Origin of the sequence: Paenibacillus sp. ACRSA, assembly GCF_022346845.1 — a bacterium.
Taxonomy (GTDB): Bacteria; Bacillota; Bacilli; order Paenibacillales; family Paenibacillaceae; genus Paenibacillus.
Map to the genome: position 1 here is coordinate 21187 of NZ_JAKRNP010000013.1, position 18910 is coordinate 40096.

15 protein-coding genes are annotated in these 18910 nt (G+C 45.4%); 5 read left to right on the top strand and 10 right to left on the bottom strand.

Features of this window, described 5'->3' with window-relative positions:
- The first annotated feature begins 68 nt into the window (after positions 1-68).
- Positions 69-1010, top strand: coding sequence for an AraC family transcriptional regulator (locus MH215_RS24680; protein WP_239293733.1), 942 nt, complete (start codon positions 69-71; stop codon positions 1008-1010).
- A gap of 270 nt (positions 1011-1280) precedes the next feature.
- Here the strand turns inward: MH215_RS24680 and mgrA are convergent, their stop codons facing one another.
- The 6 genes from mgrA to MH215_RS24710 all read right to left on the bottom strand — a co-directional run bounded on the left by mgrA (position 1281) and on the right by MH215_RS24710 (position 6536).
- The gene (gene mgrA, locus MH215_RS24685; RefSeq protein ID WP_239293734.1) at positions 1281-2288 is read right to left on the bottom strand and encodes an L-glyceraldehyde 3-phosphate reductase; all 1008 of its coding nucleotides are present in this window, start codon (positions 2286-2288) and stop codon (positions 1281-1283) included.
- Positions 2289-2367: 79 nt separating this feature from the next.
- Positions 2368-3108 (bottom strand): NAD-dependent protein deacylase, encoded by a 741-nt coding sequence (locus MH215_RS24690; protein ID WP_239293735.1) that lies wholly within the window; start codon positions 3106-3108, stop codon positions 2368-2370.
- Between the two features lie 41 nt (positions 3109-3149).
- Complete coding sequence (locus MH215_RS24695) at positions 3150-3929, bottom strand: HAD family hydrolase (protein ID WP_239293736.1); 780 nt, start codon at positions 3927-3929, stop codon at positions 3150-3152.
- Between the two features lie 29 nt (positions 3930-3958).
- Positions 3959-4735 (bottom strand): alpha/beta fold hydrolase, encoded by a 777-nt coding sequence (locus MH215_RS24700; protein WP_239293737.1) that lies wholly within the window; start codon positions 4733-4735, stop codon positions 3959-3961.
- 85 nt (positions 4736-4820) lie between these two features.
- Positions 4821-5486, bottom strand: a complete 666-nt coding sequence (locus MH215_RS24705) for a bifunctional 2-keto-4-hydroxyglutarate aldolase/2-keto-3-deoxy-6-phosphogluconate aldolase (protein ID WP_145408163.1) — start codon at positions 5484-5486, stop codon at positions 4821-4823.
- 84 nt (positions 5487-5570) lie between these two features.
- Positions 5571-6536, bottom strand: a complete 966-nt coding sequence (locus tag MH215_RS24710) for a sugar kinase (protein ID WP_239293738.1) — start codon at positions 6534-6536, stop codon at positions 5571-5573.
- Between the two features lie 219 nt (positions 6537-6755).
- Between MH215_RS24710 and MH215_RS24715 the strand changes: the two genes are divergently transcribed.
- From MH215_RS24715 to ilvD, 3 genes are all read left to right on the top strand, one after another.
- Entirely contained in the window at positions 6756-7796 is a 1041-nt protein-coding gene (locus MH215_RS24715; protein WP_239293739.1) for an acyltransferase family protein, read from the top strand.
- A gap of 121 nt (positions 7797-7917) precedes the next feature.
- Positions 7918-8169 (top strand): KGG domain-containing protein, encoded by a 252-nt coding sequence (locus tag MH215_RS24720; protein WP_239293740.1) that lies wholly within the window; start codon positions 7918-7920, stop codon positions 8167-8169.
- Between the two features lie 316 nt (positions 8170-8485).
- Positions 8486-10171 carry a dihydroxy-acid dehydratase gene (gene ilvD / locus MH215_RS24725; RefSeq protein WP_239293741.1) on the top strand — a complete coding sequence of 562 codons (1686 nt, stop codon included), beginning with the start codon at positions 8486-8488 and terminating at the stop codon, positions 10169-10171.
- Positions 10172-10330: 159 nt separating this feature from the next.
- On the opposite strand, the gene MH215_RS24730 is transcribed toward ilvD, so the two are convergent.
- Positions 10331-11755, bottom strand: coding sequence for a polysaccharide deacetylase family protein (locus MH215_RS24730; protein WP_239293742.1), 1425 nt, complete (start codon positions 11753-11755; stop codon positions 10331-10333).
- A gap of 190 nt (positions 11756-11945) precedes the next feature.
- Here MH215_RS24730 and MH215_RS24735 point away from each other — a divergent pair, with 190 nt between their 5' ends.
- The gene (locus MH215_RS24735; protein WP_239293743.1) at positions 11946-13172 is read left to right on the top strand and encodes an AI-2E family transporter; all 1227 of its coding nucleotides are present in this window, start codon (positions 11946-11948) and stop codon (positions 13170-13172) included.
- Here the strand turns inward: MH215_RS24735 and MH215_RS24740 are convergent.
- From MH215_RS24740 to MH215_RS24750, 3 genes are all read right to left on the bottom strand, one after another.
- Entirely contained in the window at positions 13136-14959 is a 1824-nt protein-coding gene (locus tag MH215_RS24740) for a peptidoglycan D,D-transpeptidase FtsI family protein (protein WP_239293744.1), read from the bottom strand. The two genes, MH215_RS24735 and MH215_RS24740, sit on opposite strands and share 37 nt — an antisense overlap.
- A gap of 114 nt (positions 14960-15073) precedes the next feature.
- Positions 15074-17335 carry a methyl-accepting chemotaxis protein gene (locus tag MH215_RS24745; RefSeq protein ID WP_239293745.1) on the bottom strand — a complete coding sequence of 754 codons (2262 nt, stop codon included), beginning with the start codon at positions 17333-17335 and terminating at the stop codon, positions 15074-15076.
- Positions 17336-17574: 239 nt separating this feature from the next.
- Positions 17575-18903, bottom strand: coding sequence for a peptidase U32 family protein (locus tag MH215_RS24750; RefSeq protein ID WP_239293746.1), 1329 nt, complete (start codon positions 18901-18903; stop codon positions 17575-17577).
- Positions 18904-18910 lie beyond the last annotated feature (7 nt).

The window sequence follows — 18910 nt, forward strand, 5'->3', positions numbered from 1 at the left end:
GTGACCTTAACACGTATAATGGAGCAAATAACACATTCTTAATGTAGATAGAAAGAAGGCTTGTACTCATGACTGAGTCCCGATCGGAGCAGACCCCAAACCCACCAAACACGAAGCTTCAAGAGACGTCGGGCAAAAGTGGTGCTCTTAGTTATTCGGTGGCCTCCAATCCCGTATATTATGAAAGAGGCGCACTACATGTCCTGTTTGCAGGAGCAAGTCAGACATTACCTGGACACGCCCTTGGGCCGAAATTGTACGATTATTACCTATTACATTATGTAGAGAAGGGTTCTGGTACATTCCGTACAGAACTGCATTCATACGAGTTAGCCGCCGGAGACTGCTTCCTTATTCATCCGGGTCAATTGGTTAGCTACCAATCTCATGCCCGGAATCCTTGGCAATATCGTTGGATCGCCTATACGGGAAGCCAAGCAATTCAGCATACGGAAGCTGCCGGATTTCGCCCGGAGAAATCCGTGTTTCATGCTGGGACAGCATGCGGTATTGCCGACTGGCTGTCTGTCATGCAGGAAGCTTTTGCCCAGCGCAAAGAAAGCTCTCATTTTACCTCTCTGGGCACACTGTATATGATTCTCGCTGAAGCGCAAAATCACCTTGCTGAGGTTCAAACTTTAATTCCAGGTGAATCTTCAATTCGCAGAACCGTTAAACAAATGATCCAATACATGTCGACACAATATGCCTATCCTGTCTCCATTGAACAGATGTCAGCCAGTCTAGGTTATAATCGCGCCTATCTATCGCGTATATTCAAACAAGAAACCGGCCTAACTCCGGTAACGTATCTGCTCAAGCTACGCATTGATAAATCGCGGCAGTTACTCCGCGAACGACCAGACCTATCGATTGAGCAGATCTCTGACTCTGTAGGGATTGCGGATGCGCTATACTTCTCGAAACAGTTTAAACGATTTCACGGTGAAGCCCCTAGTCTATACAGGGAGAACATACTCTCGAGAAGTAACGGAGCCAGGAAAACATAAGAAAAATGCCTAACGTCGTACTTTCACAGAAGAAAGACCGAGTTTAGTTGTGGGTTTTCTTGCGATAATTGAATTGTTCAGCTCCGCTGAAAACTTATAAATTCTATGATCTAAAAAAAGGTGCATCCACGCCGATATGGCTAAGATGCACCTTTTCCACTTCATTTATTTCAATCAGAGCTTCGGTCGCCATGATCCTATCATGTACATGGTTCGAAAGCTTACTCTTGGAACAACCGCTATTAGGAATGCATGGAAAGAGCGAGCTTATTACTTATCACCATGCTCAGGACGAAGGATGGATTCAATGCGCTCCAATTCCTCGGTAGAGAAATCCAGTTGGCTTAGCGCTGCTACATTCTCCTCAATCTGAGCAGGGCGGCTTGCACCGATCAATGCAGAAGTCACTTTGCCATTCCGGAGCACCCAAGCGAGTGCGAACTGAGCTAGACTCTGGCCACGTGCGGCTGCAATTTGATTCAGCGCACGAACTTTTCGCAGCGTCTCTGGCGAGATGTTATTTTCATTTAGAAATACAGATGGTCCTTTTGCACGAGAATCCTCAGGAATACCATTCAGGTACTTGTTCGTGAGCAACCCTTGAGCAAGTGGACAAAAGGCGATACTCCCCGCACCATATTCCTCTAGGACATCCTGTAACCCATCTTCAATCCAGCGATCCAACATCGAATATTTAGGTTGATGAATCAAAAGTGGTGTCCCTAGTCCCTTCAGAATTTCTGCGGCTTGCTTGGTCTGTTCTGCAGGGTAATTCGAGATCCCTACATAGAGGGCTTTACCCGAACGCACGATATGGTCAAGAGCCATCATCGTTTCTTCCAGTGGTGTTTCCGGATCATAGCGATGGGAATAGAAAATATCGACATAATCGAGTCCCATCCGTTTCAGACTCTGATTCAGACTAGATACGAGATTTTTGCGGGAGCCCCATTCGCCATAAGGCCCAGGCCACATATAATACCCAGCCTTGGTGGAGATGATAAGCTCGTCTCGATAGGGCTTCAGATCCTGTGCCAGCACCTGTCCAAACAATTGCTCTGCTGATCCAGCTGGAGGTCCATAATTGTTGGCAAGGTCAAAGTGTGTAATACCTAGATCAAACGAACGCATAATCATGTTACGTCCATTCTCTGCATTATTAATACCACCGAAATTATGCCAAAGTCCAAGTGAAATAGCCGGCAGTTTCAATCCGGAACGTCCAACTCGATTATATTTCATTACCTCGTAGCGAGTATCGCTGGCCACGTAGACCATATTGAATCCCTTCTTTCCCCAGATTCCGCTTCTATTCATCCGGCACCATACCGGAGCGTGCGGTTATTTGATTTGCTTTCTAACCCAGAAGCTGGTCCACAGTATTCATTACCTCACCGATGGGCTCTGTAATCAGTAAGTCAGCCTGACGATCATACGCGGTAGGTGTAGCGTTAAGCAGCACGGTATGCTTGCCTTGAAAGTACGTAATAAGTTGGGCTGCAGGCTGTACCGTGAGTGATGTTCCCCCTACCAATAATAAATCCGCTGTAGAGATCGCATCCACTGAGAGATACAATGTATTCTGATCCAACTCCTCTTCGTATAGCACCACATCTGGCTTGACTACCCCTCCGCAGGAGATACAGTGGGGAACGATATCTTGAGAACGAATGATATCATCAAGCGAGTAGAATCGTTTACAATCCATACACGCATTACGATGAACAGATCCATGCAACTCAAGCACGTTCTTACTACCAGCCTTCTGGTGTAAACCGTCGATATTTTGCGTGATAACAGCTTGTAGGCGCCCTTCATTCTCCAAGCGTGCAAGCAATCGATGGCAGCCATTCGGCTCGGCTTGTGGATGGAGCATCTTCCCCCGATAAAAATCATAGAAGATATCCGCGTGCTGATCAAAAAAATGACGGCTCAGCAGTTCCTCCGGTGGATAAGGTGAATGCTGCTCCGTTTGATACAGGCCGGCGGCAGAACGAAAGTCGGGAATTCCGCTTTCGGTTGAAGTGCCTGCCCCGCCGAAAAAGACAATTTTCGTACTTTCCTGAATCCAAGAGACCAATTGTTTTGTTGCGTTCATCCTCTCTCTCCTCCCTTTTATTGAAATGAACCGCTGAACCTTCAATTTTCGTTAGGAAATAAGCTTAGCTCCTCATAAGTTCGGATAATGACATCAGCATCATGTAAATGGTCAGTCGCTTGATCTTGTGGACAGAACCCAATAACGCAGGATGCCCCTGCACTACGTCCCATCTGCATATCTCCGTTACTGTCACCAATAACAATCGCTCGATCAGGACGAATATGTAATTCATTACAAGCCAACATAACCGATTCTTGGTCTGGTTTGCCTAATGTAACCCGATCAGAGCCGACGATGGATGTGAAAAAGGATCGAATCCCCATCCAATCCAGATGTATTTCCGCAGCTGCGGTGCTGTCGGAGGTTACTACCGCCATCGGAATGGATGCATCTCTGCATTGCTGCAAAAATGGTATAAGACCTGCGATAGGTTCTGCAAGCTTATTTTGACGTACCTCTCGCATAGCTACACTTGAGAACTTGCGAATCATCGTGATTGATTCGTTCCATGGGATGCCCGCGGCATACAACTGTCCAGCCAATAATCCATTGCTTTCATCTACTGTAGCAATCACGAATGGTCCCTGTGGATCGTATCCGATGATCTTGCCTGCACCGTCATGCTTCGTGCCTAACACGTCACCACGATCAACTGTAAACGTAGCCCCCCGTTCGCTGAGTGCCTCTTCCAATTGCCGTAACATGGTTTCTGCCCAAGGCCCCCATAGATGCAGGAACTCTAGTAAAGTTCCATCTTTGTCAAAGAGAATGCCCTCACAGGGGTACGCTACATCATACACGTGAAGCTTGAAGGTCATATGGTATCCTCCCCATAGTAACAGGCTATCTATTGAATGCCCTGTAGCCAATCCAAAACGGTTTTTACCGTCTGTGTTAACTGCTCTTCTTCACTGATTCCAGGTTCTCCATCACCGCTCTGGTGACCATAATCACCGAATTGGGAGTGATTTCCTCCTTCGATGGTATAATACACGGTATCTTCAGGTAAGTAAGCACGCCCACTTTGGTATTTCGTCGAATTTACAACTTCATCATTCGTTCCCAGAATAGATAACGCTGGAATATTTAATGATTTCACACTACCTTTTTCATCTGGATATGATGCTAAGAAGAATATGCCTTGAAGTGCATCAGGATGGGCAGCTGCATAACGAGCAGCCATTGAACCACCTAGAGAATGTCCACCCATGACGAATGTTTCGTCAGGATATGCATTTCGAATCTCATCAGCTAGATCTTGCTTAAGCACCGCCAAATTGACAGGCATTTTGGCGATAATGGTATGATGGCCTGCTTCCGCTAACTTATGGGCGAACGGTGCATAGCTTTCCGGTTTGACCAATCCACCCGGATAGAAAATAACGCTCACACCTTCAGGCTTTTCAGGAGCAAAATCAATCCAGTTTTCTTGTTCACTTACCGTGACCTGATCCGCAGTTTCCATAGCCGTTTGAGCTATTTCCTGTGGTCCATAAGGGGTTAACACTTTATAACCAACATATCCTAAACCAATGACAATGAGCGCCAGAAGAACGAGCAAGAATTTCCATATGCCCCTTTTCTTGCGCCCTGTGTTGTACCGATTCCTATTTCTCAACTTCATTCACCTTTCTTCGCTTCCGCAGGTGCCGCGGCTCGCAAGAATGAGAGCCTCATACGTCCCGGCTCCCATTCTCCGCATATTCATCCTATTCGGCTTTGGCCTTACGATAAGCGTCCATATATTGTTCCGCTTTGCGACGGACATGACTCAAGTCCCCCGTTTTTACTGCTTCGGTCGTCAAGTCGGAACCAATTCCTACCGCTACCGCGCCACCCTTGATCCAATCACCCAAATTAGACAAAGAAACCCCACCTGTCGGCATAAAATTCGCCTGCGGCATTGGGCCTTTCATTGTTTTGATAATTGAAGGATCATACAGATTACCTGGGAATAATTTCACAATGTCCACGCCAAGTTCCAAAGCACGTTGAACATCTGCAATCGTCATCACACCTGGCAAAATAGGGATACGATACAAGTTGCAGATCTGAACGGTATCTGGATTCAGAGATGGCCCAACGACGAATTCAGCACCTGACATAATAGCTGCACGCGCTGTTTGGGGTTCTAGAACGGTGCCCGCACCAATAATGGCAAACTTCTCAGGATCTTGTGTATTCCAATGATAGACACGACTTAATTTCTCAATCGCTTTGAGGGCACTGGGAACTGTCATGGTGATCTCTATGACTTTGATCCCACCAGCAATGGCTTGTTCCGCCATCGCGATAACTTGATCGGCAGAATCCGCACGCAGGACGGCAACGACACCGTTGTCCGTTATTTTTTGCAGTAGCTGAAGCTTCTTCATTTCATTCTCTCCCTTGTCAATGTGATCGGCATTGCAATCCTTACATTTAGAACGAAGATGAGACATTCATGATATCAGCAGCGACTAGCGCTCAACATGAGCTACGTTGTTCAGCTTAGCCTCTACCTGCTCCCACGTCGGGAGTGCTTCCCAGTCCCCCACAGCCTGTATCACCATAGAACCTGTCAGGTTTCCTAGTCGAGTAGCTTCTTGAGGGGAATAACCTTTGATAATGCCTGACAGAAATCCTGCACAGAAACCATCACCCGCTCCGACCGTATCCAGCACATGATCCGCTTTGAAGTACGGAACTTCCGTTAGGGTACCATTCACTAATACATAGGTCAAATCAGGACCGCCTTTCACAATGCAGACTGCGTCCAGAGCGGATAAACGATCAAGCACCCTTTGATCATCTTCTTCGTTGTATAACAATTTCATCTCATCCAGACCAGGCAAGAAATAATCCGCCTGTTCAGCCAGCCGAAGGATAACAGGACGTGCTTCTTCAATCGACCAGAGCTTTAAGCGCAGATTCGGGTCAAAACTCACTTTCACACCAGCCTGCTTGGCGATATGTATAGCAGCTTCAACGGTAGCAAGACCTGTTGGACTGATCGCTGCTGTAATGCCAGTGATATGCAAAATTTGTGCACCTGCGATATAGTCCTGATCAAGATGCTGAGGTGTCATCGCGCTGGCAGCAGATAGTTTCCTATAATAATGAACCGATGCTTTCCCGGAAGCGTTCTCACGAATCATAAGACCCGTAGGTTCCGTATCACTTAGGGTTACTCTAGATACATCTACACCTTCACCCCGAATCGCCTTCAAGATCATACTACCCAATGCATCTCTACCAAGTCGTCCAAACCAGCCGCTTGTATGGCCAAGACGTGCGACACCAATCGCCAGATTGCTCTCTGCCCCACCAAATGATTTATCTAATGAAGCTGCGTATTCCAATCCACGAGTATCCTTCGCGGTCAAAAGCCCCATACTCTCACCAAACGTGATAATATCAGGGCTTTGGCTCGTTTTCGTTGACATATTTCATCCCTCCTTATATTTACAGTTTCTCATCTTCTTGTACCATTGTCATCCCGTATGCAAGCGTTGTCAATCCCAAAGCGTTCATTTTGTTGTCACAGCTTGGTGAAAGGATAACGCTTTCTATTGTGAAAAATATCACAATAGATTAACCACTTTCATATTACCCTTATTGCAGAAGTACTTTTTGCATACAAAGGGGTAACAGGAGGCTACATCATGAACATTCGGACAATACATCGTGATGATCCAGATTCATTTTTTTACAATTTAAGGTTCATGCTCATCGTATGTGTTCTTGTAGGAAACGCGCTTGAACCAATTATTACACGTTTTGCTGGAGCAGAGACATTGTTCCTGTGGATATATACGTTTCATATGCCACTGTTCGTGTGGGTAACCGGGTATTTTGCTAGACACACTCTTCAAGGAGAATCCGGTAAACGTGTGCTTCAGCACATCGCCATCCAGTATGTACTATTTCAATCCTTATACGCATTGATGGATTTCACGGTGTTCCATACGCCACATATGCGCTTATCTTTTTTTGCACCTTACTTGTTATTATGGTTCCTAGCCAGTCATTTCTGCTGGAGGCTCTTAGTTCGGGTCACATTATCTTGGAAACCGATCTACCGGTTGATTGGCTCCATTATTCTTGGAATCATCGCTGGATATCTACCTGTAGATGGTTTCTGGCTCAGCTTCTGTCGTACGTTTGTTTTCCTTCCGTTCTTTATCATTGGTTATGACTACGGAACAGCCATTCGCTCCCATATAAAATCAAACTGGAGCCGTTATGTAGCTGCACTATTCTCCGTGGGTGTACTCATTTTGATTGGCGTAGGGGGAATGCAGCTCTCACCTGGCTGGCTGCTGGGAAGCATGACTTATGCTGAACTAGGTCATTCCGAATGGTATGCAGGCATTTACCGTCTAGGCATATACGCAGTACAGCTTGGGTCAGCCGCATTATTTCTAGCTTGGGTTCCTACAATCACTTCCAAAATTACTGAAATGGGACGACGCACCCTGTATGTGTTCCTGCTGCACGGGTTTCTCGTTCGTCTGGTCGTCTGGTCTGGCGTTTACAATTATATGGAAAGCAGTTTATATATTCCGGTCATTATTGCGATCGCTGTCCTGTTTGCTGTTATCCTTGCACATCCTGCGGTTCGCCATACATTCAGACCTCTCATCGAACCTAATCTTTCGCGTTTCACCTTTCACCGTCAGGAGGTTTCCAAACGCTCAGCATGACTTTAAATTGAATACAACACCGTGTTCGTTGTCCGAATCATTTTGTTTCAGCCTGCAAAGACCGTGGTAAATAGGCATACGCGCTACAAAAAACAACTTATAATCTAAGGAGTGATTTGTAATGGCACGTCCACAAATGTCAGAACACAAAATGACTCGCGAAGAAGCGGGACGACTGGGTGGTAAAGCCACCTCCAAAAAGTATGATCGTAGCTTCTACCAAACCATTGGTAAAAAGGGCGGTGAAGCGACCTCGGATGCCCATAACACAGACTTCTATAAAGAGATAGGGCGCAAGGGCGGGAACGCCACTTCCGAGACACATGATAAAGAATTCTATCGGGAAATTGGACGCAAAGGCGGAAGCAACTAACTTATCTTGAACATTTCGATCCGATATATATGAATAGCTGTGTTTCTAACTTAGAAGTCGAACTCCATGGATTTGGAAGCCGGCTTCTTTCTATTGATTGTAGAAATATGACGACGATTGTGATAGACTCTATAAAAAAACCGGGTTGTTCACGGGTTTAAAGCAGCAAAGAATTTCACAAACTACGGGAAGCTCGAACCGGCAATTGTCGGTCTATTTTTTTAGAGTACGGATGAAATTTAACGACAGAGCCACTGCCATTTTATTTCCATTCATGTTGCTCGAATACACTATATAATTTGGGGGGAAATACACCATGTCAGCCAATAAGATGCGTTCCGATATGATCAAAAAAGGTTTTGACCGCGCACCGCACCGCAGTTTGTTGCGTGCCGCAGGCGTTAAAGAAGAAGATTTTGGCAAGCCGTTTATTGCCGTATGTAACTCTTACATTGATATCGTTCCTGGTCATGTACATCTGCAGGAGTTTGGTAAAATTGTAAAAGATGCAATCCGTGAAGCTGGCGGCGTTCCATTTGAGTTCAACACAATCGGTGTTGACGATGGGATTGCAATGGGACACATTGGTATGCGTTACTCCCTTCCAAGCCGTGATATCATTGCCGATTCCGTTGAGACGGTAGTATCCGCTCACTGGTTCGACGGTATGGTATGTATCCCGAACTGTGACAAAATCACACCAGGTATGATGATGGGTGCACTTCGTTGTAATATCCCTACCGTGTTCGTAAGTGGCGGACCGATGAAAGCTGGTCGTGATAGTAACGGTAAAGCTCTCTCCCTGACTTCCGTATTTGAAGGTGTAGGTGCTTACCAAGCGGGTAAAATTGATGACAAGAGCTTGCTTGAGCTTGAACAGTTTGGCTGTCCAACTTGTGGCTCATGCTCCGGTATGTTCACGGCTAACTCCATGAACTGTCTAGCAGAAGCAATGGGACTGGCTATGCCAGGTAACGGAACAATTCTGGCTGTTGCTCCTGAGCGTCGTGAGTTTGTTAAACAATCTGCGAAACAATTGATGGAACTCATCAAACTTGATCTGAAACCACGCGATATCGTTACTGTCGAAGCAATCGATAACGCGTTCGCTCTGGATATGGCAATGGGTGGTTCTACCAATACGGTACTGCATACGCTGGCATTGGCTCATGAAGCAGGCATTGAATATCCAATCGAGCGCATCAATGAAGTAGCTAACCGCGTACCACATCTGGCTAAGCTTGCTCCAGCTTCTGATCTGCACATCGAAGATGTTCACAATGCAGGCGGCGTAAGTGCAGTTCTGAACGAATTGCTGAAAAAACCAGGCGCGATCCACGCTGATTGCATTACCGTGACAGGTAAAACGATCCGTGAGAACGTTGAGGGTCAAGAAATTCAGGATACCAACTGTATCCACACAATAGATAATCCTCACTCCGAAAAAGGTGGACTGGCTGTATTGTTCGGTAACCTTGCACCTCAAGGAGCTATTATCAAAGTTGGTGCAGTAGATGCTTCGGTTGGCGGATATCACAAAGGTCCCGCAATCTGCTTCGACTCTCAAGATGAAGCTCTGGCAGGCATTGCGAATGGCAAAGTTAAAGAAGGACATGTTGTAGTTATCCGTTATGAAGGACCAAAAGGCGGACCAGGTATGCCTGAGATGCTTGCTCCAACCTCCCAGATCGTTGGTATGGGTCTCGGTGCCAAAGTCGGCCTGATCACTGATGGACGCTTCTCTGGCGCATCCCGCGGAATCAGTATCGGACATATCTCCCCAGAAGCGGCTGAAGGTGGTCCAATCGCCTTTGTTGAAGAAGGAGATATCATTGAGCTTGACCTGAACAACCGTATCATCGAGTTGCACATCAGTGACGAGGAGTTCGAGCGTCGTCGTGCAGGTTGGAAAGGCTTTGAACCAAAAGTGAAAACCGGATTACTGGCTCGTTACTCCAAACTTGTAACGAACGCAAGTAACGGCGGCGTGTTGAAAATCTAATTCAAATGGTTCCATACCATTGATTAGAAACCATAACAAAAGGGTGGCTTCTTACCAACACGGTAAGGAACCACCCTTTTTTCTTAACATTAGGAAGAAAAAAAAGAAATCATGACTTTTGTATCTCTACTTACCTACTTATACATGCGTGCGTTCTTATCACATTGGAGGAACGTTTCTCAATTCAGCTCCTGACAACAAATCCTGTTGAGGCTCCTTCAAAGTAGTGTGCACCTGCTCAACCGTCACTGCAGCGAAACTTCTCGTTCCATAGTGCTGCAATAGATGTCCCATTGGCATGGCGATGACTTTAGGTACAAGCTGTTCGGAACGCTGTTTCAGACGCTTGGTGCCTGCAGGGTGAATGACACTGAGCAGTAATTTCAAATAGATCTTAGAAGCCGCACTAAACGGCCCAGGGGGCAAATCCCGAACAGTAAAACCAAACTTCTCTGGTCCACGATTAATCATACTCACGCCATACAATGCTTTAGCAGAGTTCAGCTTCGGATCGGTTGAGATCTGCCGAGCCAAATCAGGTAACTGCTGTTTGATCGCACGAATCATACGAATTGCTAAGTGCATACTGGAACGTGAAGTCATGCCTAATTCGAATAATTTTTTATTATCAAAATGAAGTTCAATCACTTGATCCCCATTCTGCATCACATGTCCATCGGTCATCTCAACCATTGCACCGTGATACACACGTGGGCGGTAATGTAATAACGGATCTTCCGGAGAAGCTGTTCTCAGATGATACATCCAGTGAAACACGTTCTCCCAGAGCAACCATAGCGCGACAATACCTCTCTTCCAGAAGGATAACTGAACCTGAGATTGACTATTCTCTTGAGATTCACTCACTGTAGCGCCCCCTCGCATTAAGGTATCCACCCGCACACTCCGCAACCCTCGTCTGTCAGCCTCTTGGAGCACAACCTGCAAAGCCTCAAGCATATGTTCAGGCGCTTGTGCGTCAGCTCCCAACGTTGTACCACGATCATGCAATAACATGACCTCGCCACCCCTCAGCTCTTTCAGCATTCGTTCGGTTAGCTTCTGGACTCCTACTCGACTTTTCCAGTCTTCAAACATTGATGACCATAATATAATTTTCCGATCTTTTTGGCTAAAAAAATCAAACAGGTTCATGATGCCCCATGGCGGACGGTAATAACAGGATTTCACCCCGGTCACTTCCTGAATAATCTGCCCCGTCTGCTGAATCTGCTTCCGAACGGTTCGAGGTCTCATTAACCAGTTCGTCTTGTGGATATAATTATGAATTCCGATCAGATGCCCTTCCTCATGCATTCGCTGGATTAAATCCCGATGATGGGCTGCATGCTCTCCAACAACAAAGAACGTCGCTTTGGCATCGTATTGCTTGAGCAGCTGCAGCAGCCTTGGTGTATACACTGGATCTGGCCCATCATCGAATGTCAGGGCAAATTCGGTCTCGCTTTTTCCTCGCCTGAATACCCGAAAACCAAAAAGCCTACTAATCAAACTTGGAATAAAGGCGTAAAATGATGAAATATACAATGCCCACATCAATAGGCTATGAAGTAGACTTGTCATGCTTCAATTCCCCGTCTCTCTCGCTGAATTATGGCTACCACTTTATGTGCTATGGAAAAGAAACCACCTATCATTTTATCACAATTCAGCCTTATCTTGAATCCTATTTTCCAAAAAAGAGTATGATCGTGTACAATGAATGCATTCCTATTTTTACCTTTCACCTTATACATACGAAGGAGTAGAGCCTATGTTACCGTTATACAAAAAATATGGACGCACCGTCTTCGACATTGCGTTACTCGTGTTGACCGTTTATTTCATCATGTACGGATTCAGCCGTCTGTATCAAATTGCTGCGCCCGTGTTCCTTTCTTTTATTGTTTATTGGATGATCGAACCATTGGCTCGTTTTTTACATCGAAGAGGATTGCCGAAAACGTTAGGTGCTGCTATATCGGTTTTGTTATTTCTCGGGGTCATTGTCGCTCTGTTTTTTGGATTGGGGCTTATCATTATCTCTCAGATCTCCAACCTACAAGATAATTTTCCATCCTATATCGAAATGGTTCAACAGCAATTCACCAACCTGGTTCATTTTGCACAGGACAAATCGGATGCCTTGCCTGTAAGCATCATGGACAAAGTAAATGAGTATTTTGCTACACTGACTGGATTCATCTCGACATGGGTATCGAGTGGTGCTCAGTATCTCATTGGATTTCTAAGCTCCTTCTCTTCATTTATTACCAACTTCGGGATCGCCATTATTCTCGCCTTTTTCCTTAGTATTGAGATTGAATCCTGGCGTAAGTTCGCCCGTGCCAAAACACCAAAAACCTTAAAGCTTGCGATTGAATTCATGCGCAATCATGTGTTCAAAACCATTCGTTCCTATCTAAAAGCACAGATGATCATGATGTTAATCACCTTTGTATTGATCTATGCTGGATTATTGATCTTAGGAACAAGCAATGCCTTTACGATTGCGGCAATCTGTGCAGTCTTTGACCTTGTTCCACTGCTCGGTGTTCCTGTTGTATTCATCCCTTGGATCGTCTATCTGTTTATTGTGGGAAACAGTACATTAGCCATCGGCCTAATTGTCCTGCTCGCAGTAACGATGCTGACACGTCAGTTGCTAGAGCCCAAAATATCAGGTAATTCCATCGGTGTCTCTTCGGCTTACTTGATGCTCTCATTTATGCTTATCTCGCTCTCAATCTTCGGGCTTGCAGGCGTGGTATTGTCTCCAGTGTTGTTAATCTTGCTCAAAGAACTGCTGCAACAGGGATATCTACAACAATGGATTCACTTGCCAAAAGATGAGTTTGACTCCTCTCCACTCGTCATGGATACACCAGTTGTTGCCGGAGCCGGAGCGGCAGGTCATCATTCAGACGACGCTGCACATCATAGCAAAAATTCTATGCAAGCATCTCAGCGTGCTGACGATGGGGATCCCTCTGCCAAGTAATCCATAATGTTGCGAAACAGTGCAGTAGCTTGGTGTGAGCTTCCCGGAGCGACATGTTGAACTAACACAGCAACTGCATATTTGGGATTTTCCACTGGCCCATAACCTATAAACCATTGATGATTCAGCTTACGCCCTTGCTGCTCAACTTGAGCCGTTCCAGACTTCCCTGCAATATGCCACTTGGCCTGCTGCAGGGTTTTTCCCGTTCCATCCGTAACCACTCCTCTCATCCACTTTAACAACTGATGAGCCGTAGCTGGTGAGATCTGTCCCACGGAAGATGGCGAATCGTGTAAAGGCATCTCCAGCATCGTATCACCATCTGCATAACGTATGCGTTGAACTAACCTAGGTGCACTCACTTTGCCATCATGCAAGAGAGTAACCATCAGATTGGCTGCTTGAAGAGGTGTAACCAGCGTATCTCGCTGTCCAATTGAAGTCTGCACTTTAGCTCCTTCATCTAGTATGGAAACCGCTGTAGTCCGAACTCGACCCGCCTGTTCATGATCAAAGTGTCGCAGGATGGGCATTCCCCCAATATGCTTGCTCTCCCAACCAATGGTACGTGCAAGCCCTAGAGCATTGGCGGTACGTTCTAGTTGTTCCATGCTTAATCGGCGAGCCGTCTCGGCAAAGACGATATTACAAGATTGAGCAAAACCTTCTTCTAGATGTAACGTTCCATGTCCGTGCTCTTTCCAGCAAGATAGTCCGTATTTCCCCCATTCCCCGTTACAATGAAAGGTTTCCCGTGGAGATACTGCATGTGATTCAAGTGCCGCAGCGGCTGTGACGATTTTGAAAATAGATCCCGGAACGGCTCCTTGGATCGCACGATTGGCCCAAGAGGATTCCGTCGGCTCCACATGTTGTGGTGTATACATGGGCATAGAAATCATCGCTCGCACATCAGCCGTGGCCGCATCCAGCACAGCGACTGCTCCTTCACGGATACCCGACTGCTTCGCAATGGTCTCCAAACCCTGCTGGAGATCTATATCTACCGTCGTCTCTACTTGTAAAGGGTAATGACTATTGGTTGGAGCAATAACTCGTGGCTGCATTTCAGGAATGATCTCACCAGAACCTGTAACCATACGTGTGAGCAACGTAGGTCCCAGTCCCATCATCAATGGCTCAAGCGTCCTCTCTAGCCCCGCTGCTCCCGACTTCATGGCAAATGGTTGCTTTACTTCATTTATATGTGCTGTTGAAGCTACTAGGCGATTAGGTTGCTCAGCTAAATACCCGAGCCATTGCATCCCTGTATATCTCTGATCATATCGGCTCATCATCGGATAAACATATGCCCCCATGTCCTCCAATTGACGGATCTGGGCTACTTGTGAATCACTTAATACAACAGGCTGTTGATTGCCTGCTGTCCATAACCGAGGCGTATGGTCTTGGTCCCACTCTTGTTGTAACTTCTCGACATCCGTATGTAAAATAGTAGCCAGCTGGTTCAACTGAGAAGATGCACGATGGATCGTTGCTGAAACAGTGACAGGTTGATGCGGAAATAGAACAAGCACCCATTCCATTTTTCCCGTTAATGACTTCCCTCTATAATCTGTAAATTGCCCTCGACCCGAATCAAGCATCACACCCCGTTCTCGCTGTAGTACAGACATCTCCCGCAATGAACGAGTGGTACCCGGAATTACCTGATTCACTTGAATAATCTGAATCCAAGCTAGACGGAACAGAAGAATGGCAAAAACACCCGTCAAAAGTAAACAGGCTATAAAGATTCTGCGTTTTAAGTGTACATTCATCATGCTCACCCTTTAGCGTTTTAGCATAGTATGCTGCAAAGGACATGTATGTATCCAATAAATAACAGCAAAAGACCTGTTCCATCATCGGAACAGGTCTTCTCTTAGATTATGTGATTACACGGTGAAACGTGACAAGGTGTTTTTCAATTCGGTGGATACATTCTGCAGCTTATCAGACAGGTTAACCAGCTGATTACTAATATTTTGCTGTTCACTACTGAGTGAAGCAACCTCTTGTGAGGTAGCTGATGATTCTTCCGCTACAGCACTAACGTTACTCATCGCTTCAGATAGCGTAACCTGTGATTGGTTCAAGTCTCCAATTGAGCTTGTTGCCATATCCAGTCGTTCTACGAACGCACCCATTTGTTGCTGAACTGAAGCAAAAATGACGTTAGTGTCCTTCACGGAATCCATTTGTTCTTTGAACAATGGGTATGCATCCGATAAGGCTGTAACGGTTTCATTCATTTCGGCCATGATGTTGTCTGTAATTTCTCCAACCATGTCAATCGACTTCCTAGATTGCTCAGCCAATTGCCGCACCTCATTCGCAACGACCATAAATCCGCGCCCCGCCGTACCCGCCCTTGCCGCTTCAATCGTAGCATTAAGGGACAGAATGTTCGTTTGCTTCGTAATATTTTGCATTACATCGAGCACCTTCAGAACAGAGGACGTGCTCTCTTTAAGGGAATCCACTTTGTTCACCAGTGCACCAATCATTTCTTCGGTCTTCTGGGTTTTGGTCATCAATTGATTCAAATGCTGAATACCCGTTTCACTGGACTTCTCAACATGACGTGCGGATTGTCCCATTTCCTCATTGGCAGCGACCACACTTTCCATCTGACGAGAGATGTTATCTGTGAGATCATTCCCACGCTCAGCTTCGTTTGCAAGACTGCTCGCACCTCCTGCAATCTCTTCTGTAGCTACAGCGATCTCAGAAGCGGAAACAGCCGTTTTCTTGGAAGCATTGCTGAGCTCCGACGCTGTATCCAGCACTTCTTGTGCAGAACGATTCGTTTGTTCAACAAGCTTGGTAATCTGCTCCATCATCTCATTGAAGGCAGCCGACAATTGACCAATCTCATCCTTAGATGTATACGGCGTGCGAACTTTAAGATCACCTTTGGCTCCTTGTTGCATCAGGTCTTTCAATTTACCGAGCGGACGGGCAAACATACGAACCATCCAAATACCGATTAAGACTGCGATTGCAGCATCAAGTAGTGCCATCCACAATGTGAGCGTAAGAATACCCTTGGCATCTTTAACCAATACGGACGTTGGCAACATACCGATTAATTTCCAGTTGGAGGATTCCATCGTGCTATACACAGCTAACATCTCTGTGTTCTTACCATCCACCGTGTATTCCGTATTAAGACTTCCTGTCGTTTCGGTAAGATCTTTGAAAAATGCCAGTTCGGTATCTTTTCCTGTCCGATCCGGAATGGTAGAAGCAACAACTTTATTGTCTGGAGCAATCAACTGTAGAACTGAACCTGCACCCAGATCAAGCGATTTCAATTGTTCTTCCAATACTTCTAATTTAAGTTCAATAATTAAGACATACGATTGGTTGGAGCCTTGCAAGTTCTTCATTGAACGAGCAATGCGGAAGGTTGGCATAGATCCATCTTCTTCATTCTCTGTAGGCAACCAGCGATATCCACCGGATTGGGTGAGCTCAGCATACCAAGGCTCAGTACGAATGCTTCCCATGGAGGAACTACTATTCCCTGTACCCATCGTTGATTTCGTTTCATCCGTAGGAACCAAATAAATCGCTTCCATGGATTTGTTTGTAAAAGCAATATTGGACAACTGTTTGTTGATGGAACTAGAATTCACAAATAGGTCATACGCAGACAAGTTCTTGTCAGACATTTTCTGCAATAACGATTGCATCTCTGGATCGAAGAAAATCTGTGTGGATGTATCCACAAAACGTTCTAAAATAATATCCAGCTTTTGCTTGGTTTGATCAATCGTCTCTTGGTTAGAAAGAGAAGCATTTTGTTCAATCGTGTTTTTGGCTTTATTATAAGATAATAGCCCCAAGCTAACGACAAAAATCATAATTGCAGCAAAAAAGATAAAGAACAATTTGACGCCAACCGATTTAATTGGATTCGCTTTCTTAATTTGGGATAACGTTGAACCCCCTAGATTCTTCCACTTCACATTTTTCAAATCTGGCTTGCTCCATTTTACTTTAAAGGGCTTTTTATTCGGAGCTCCATCCGCTTTGCTATGTACAGCTTTTCCCTTTTTCGTAATCTTTTCCTTTAACACGTTTAACACTTTATTTTCCTTCACCGGCTTTTCCTTCTTTTCCCCATTTTCTTTCTGCTTCTTTTGAACCATTCCCATTCACCTGCCAGTTTCTACTTGTTGGATTTTTCTTACTTTCCCCTATAAACATGTATTATTCGACAGTTTTCCTATTTCCCCTTTACTAAAACGAAATTTTTTTACAACTTTTTTCCTAATTTTCTATACAAAAAAGACCCCCTTTAACCGATATACGGAGGTCGTTTTTATTGTTTTATAACATAATATTGTCATTTCATAATACTATTTTGTTATATTATAGGTCTGTAAGACTATTTCTTTTTTCTCATCATATCGAAGTAAGAAATAGGTTGATCTACTTTCATTTTGATACGTTGCAATGGGTGTCTTGCCGCATCCAGAACATTGCCTTCCTCATCCTGCAATTCTCCTACAACTTGTTTGAAGAATGTCCCACCTGGGCCGAAAAACTCAATTTGATCGCCCGGCTTGAAGTGATTGCGTTGTTGAATTGTCGCCATACCCGTAGCAGCATCATAATCCATAACAAGCCCTGCGAAGTCATAAGGAACTGCTTTTTCTTCTGGCTCGTAGATGTGATCCTCATGGTCTGGAGTGTCATAGAAGAAACCTGTGTTTAACGGACGGTTTGCAGCCTTATTCATCTCTTCAACCCATTCCGGTTTCAACACATAATTTTCTGGATCAGCCATATAAGAATCAATCGCTTGACGATACACGTTAACCACAGTGGCTACATAGTGGATGGATTTCATACGCCCTTCGATCTTGAAGCTATCCACACCTACGTCGATCAATTCAGGAATATGCCCGATCATGCACAGATCTTTGGAACCCATCGAGAACGCGTTATCCTGTTTTTCAAACAACGGAATCTGATTCTCACCCAGGTTAAACGGAGCAGGTGCTTGCATCTGCATCTCTTCTTCGCTGACCCATACCCCTTCTTCTCGTGCATCTTCGAATAGATCATACTTCCAGCGGCAGGATTGGCAGCAGCCTCCGCGATTGGAGTCCCGATCCGTAAAGTGGTTAGATAATACACAACGTCCGGAATATGAAGAACACATTGCACCATGGATGAAAGCTTCAATCTCGATATCGACATGCGCCTTGATCTCCTCGATCTCCTCAAAGCTTGTCTCACGACCTAGAACAACGCGTGGAAGTCCTTCATCTTTCCAGAACTTCACAGCTTGCCAGTTAAGGGTTGACTGTTGGGTACTCAAGTGAACCTCAAGTCCAGGAACCGCACGCAGCGCTACTTCAATAATGGCTGGGTCTGCTACGATTACAGCCGAAATGCCGGCATTGTACAGATTCTGAAGATACGTTTCTATCCCCTCAATATCTTCATTGTGTGCATAGATGTTCGTTGCCACAAACACTTTCGCGCCGTATTTCTTGGCAAATTCAACACCTTCACGCATTTCCTCAAAGCTAAAATTGTCTGCATTCGAACGTAAGCCATAAGCCTGTCCACCAATATACACAGCATCTGCGCCGTAATGGATTGCAAACTTCAGTTTTTCCAGATTCCCAGCCGGAGCAAGCAACTCCGGTTTATCCAGACGGTTACGTTTGCCGGAGAACTTCCGCTGTACCGCCACTGTTTCCATTTTCTTC

Bases quoted from the DNA above. Each gene is read 5' to 3' on its own strand.
- MH215_RS24690 (WP_239293735.1), bottom strand. From the start codon at position 3,108: ATGAACGCAACAAAACAATTGGTCTCTTGGATTCAGGAAAGTACGAAA.
- MH215_RS24745 (WP_239293745.1), bottom strand. From the start codon at position 17,335: ATGGTTCAAAAGAAGCAGAAAGAAAATGGGGAAAAGAAGGAAAAGCCG.
- MH215_RS24735 (WP_239293743.1), top strand. From the start codon at position 11,946: ATGTTACCGTTATACAAAAAATATGGACGCACCGTCTTCGACATTGCG.
- MH215_RS24710 (WP_239293738.1), bottom strand. From the start codon at position 6,536: ATGTCAACGAAAACGAGCCAAAGCCCTGATATTATCACGTTTGGTGAG.
- MH215_RS24695 (WP_239293736.1), bottom strand. From the start codon at position 3,929: ATGACCTTCAAGCTTCACGTGTATGATGTAGCGTACCCCTGTGAGGGC.
- MH215_RS24700 (WP_239293737.1), bottom strand. From the start codon at position 4,735: ATGAAGTTGAGAAATAGGAATCGGTACAACACAGGGCGCAAGAAAAGG.
- MH215_RS24730 (WP_239293742.1), bottom strand. From the start codon at position 11,755: ATGACAAGTCTACTTCATAGCCTATTGATGTGGGCATTGTATATTTCA.
- mgrA (WP_239293734.1), bottom strand. From the start codon at position 2,288: ATGGTCTACGTGGCCAGCGATACTCGCTACGAGGTAATGAAATATAAT.
- MH215_RS24720 (WP_239293740.1), top strand. From the start codon at position 7,918: ATGGCACGTCCACAAATGTCAGAACACAAAATGACTCGCGAAGAAGCG.
- MH215_RS24715 (WP_239293739.1), top strand. From the start codon at position 6,756: ATGAACATTCGGACAATACATCGTGATGATCCAGATTCATTTTTTTAC.
- MH215_RS24740 (WP_239293744.1), bottom strand. From the start codon at position 14,959: ATGATGAATGTACACTTAAAACGCAGAATCTTTATAGCCTGTTTACTT.
- ilvD (WP_239293741.1), top strand. From the start codon at position 8,486: ATGTCAGCCAATAAGATGCGTTCCGATATGATCAAAAAAGGTTTTGAC.
- MH215_RS24750 (WP_239293746.1), bottom strand. From the start codon at position 18,903: ATGGAAACAGTGGCGGTACAGCGGAAGTTCTCCGGCAAACGTAACCGT.
- MH215_RS24705 (WP_145408163.1), bottom strand. From the start codon at position 5,486: ATGAAGAAGCTTCAGCTACTGCAAAAAATAACGGACAACGGTGTCGTT.
- MH215_RS24680 (WP_239293733.1), top strand. From the start codon at position 69: ATGACTGAGTCCCGATCGGAGCAGACCCCAAACCCACCAAACACGAAG.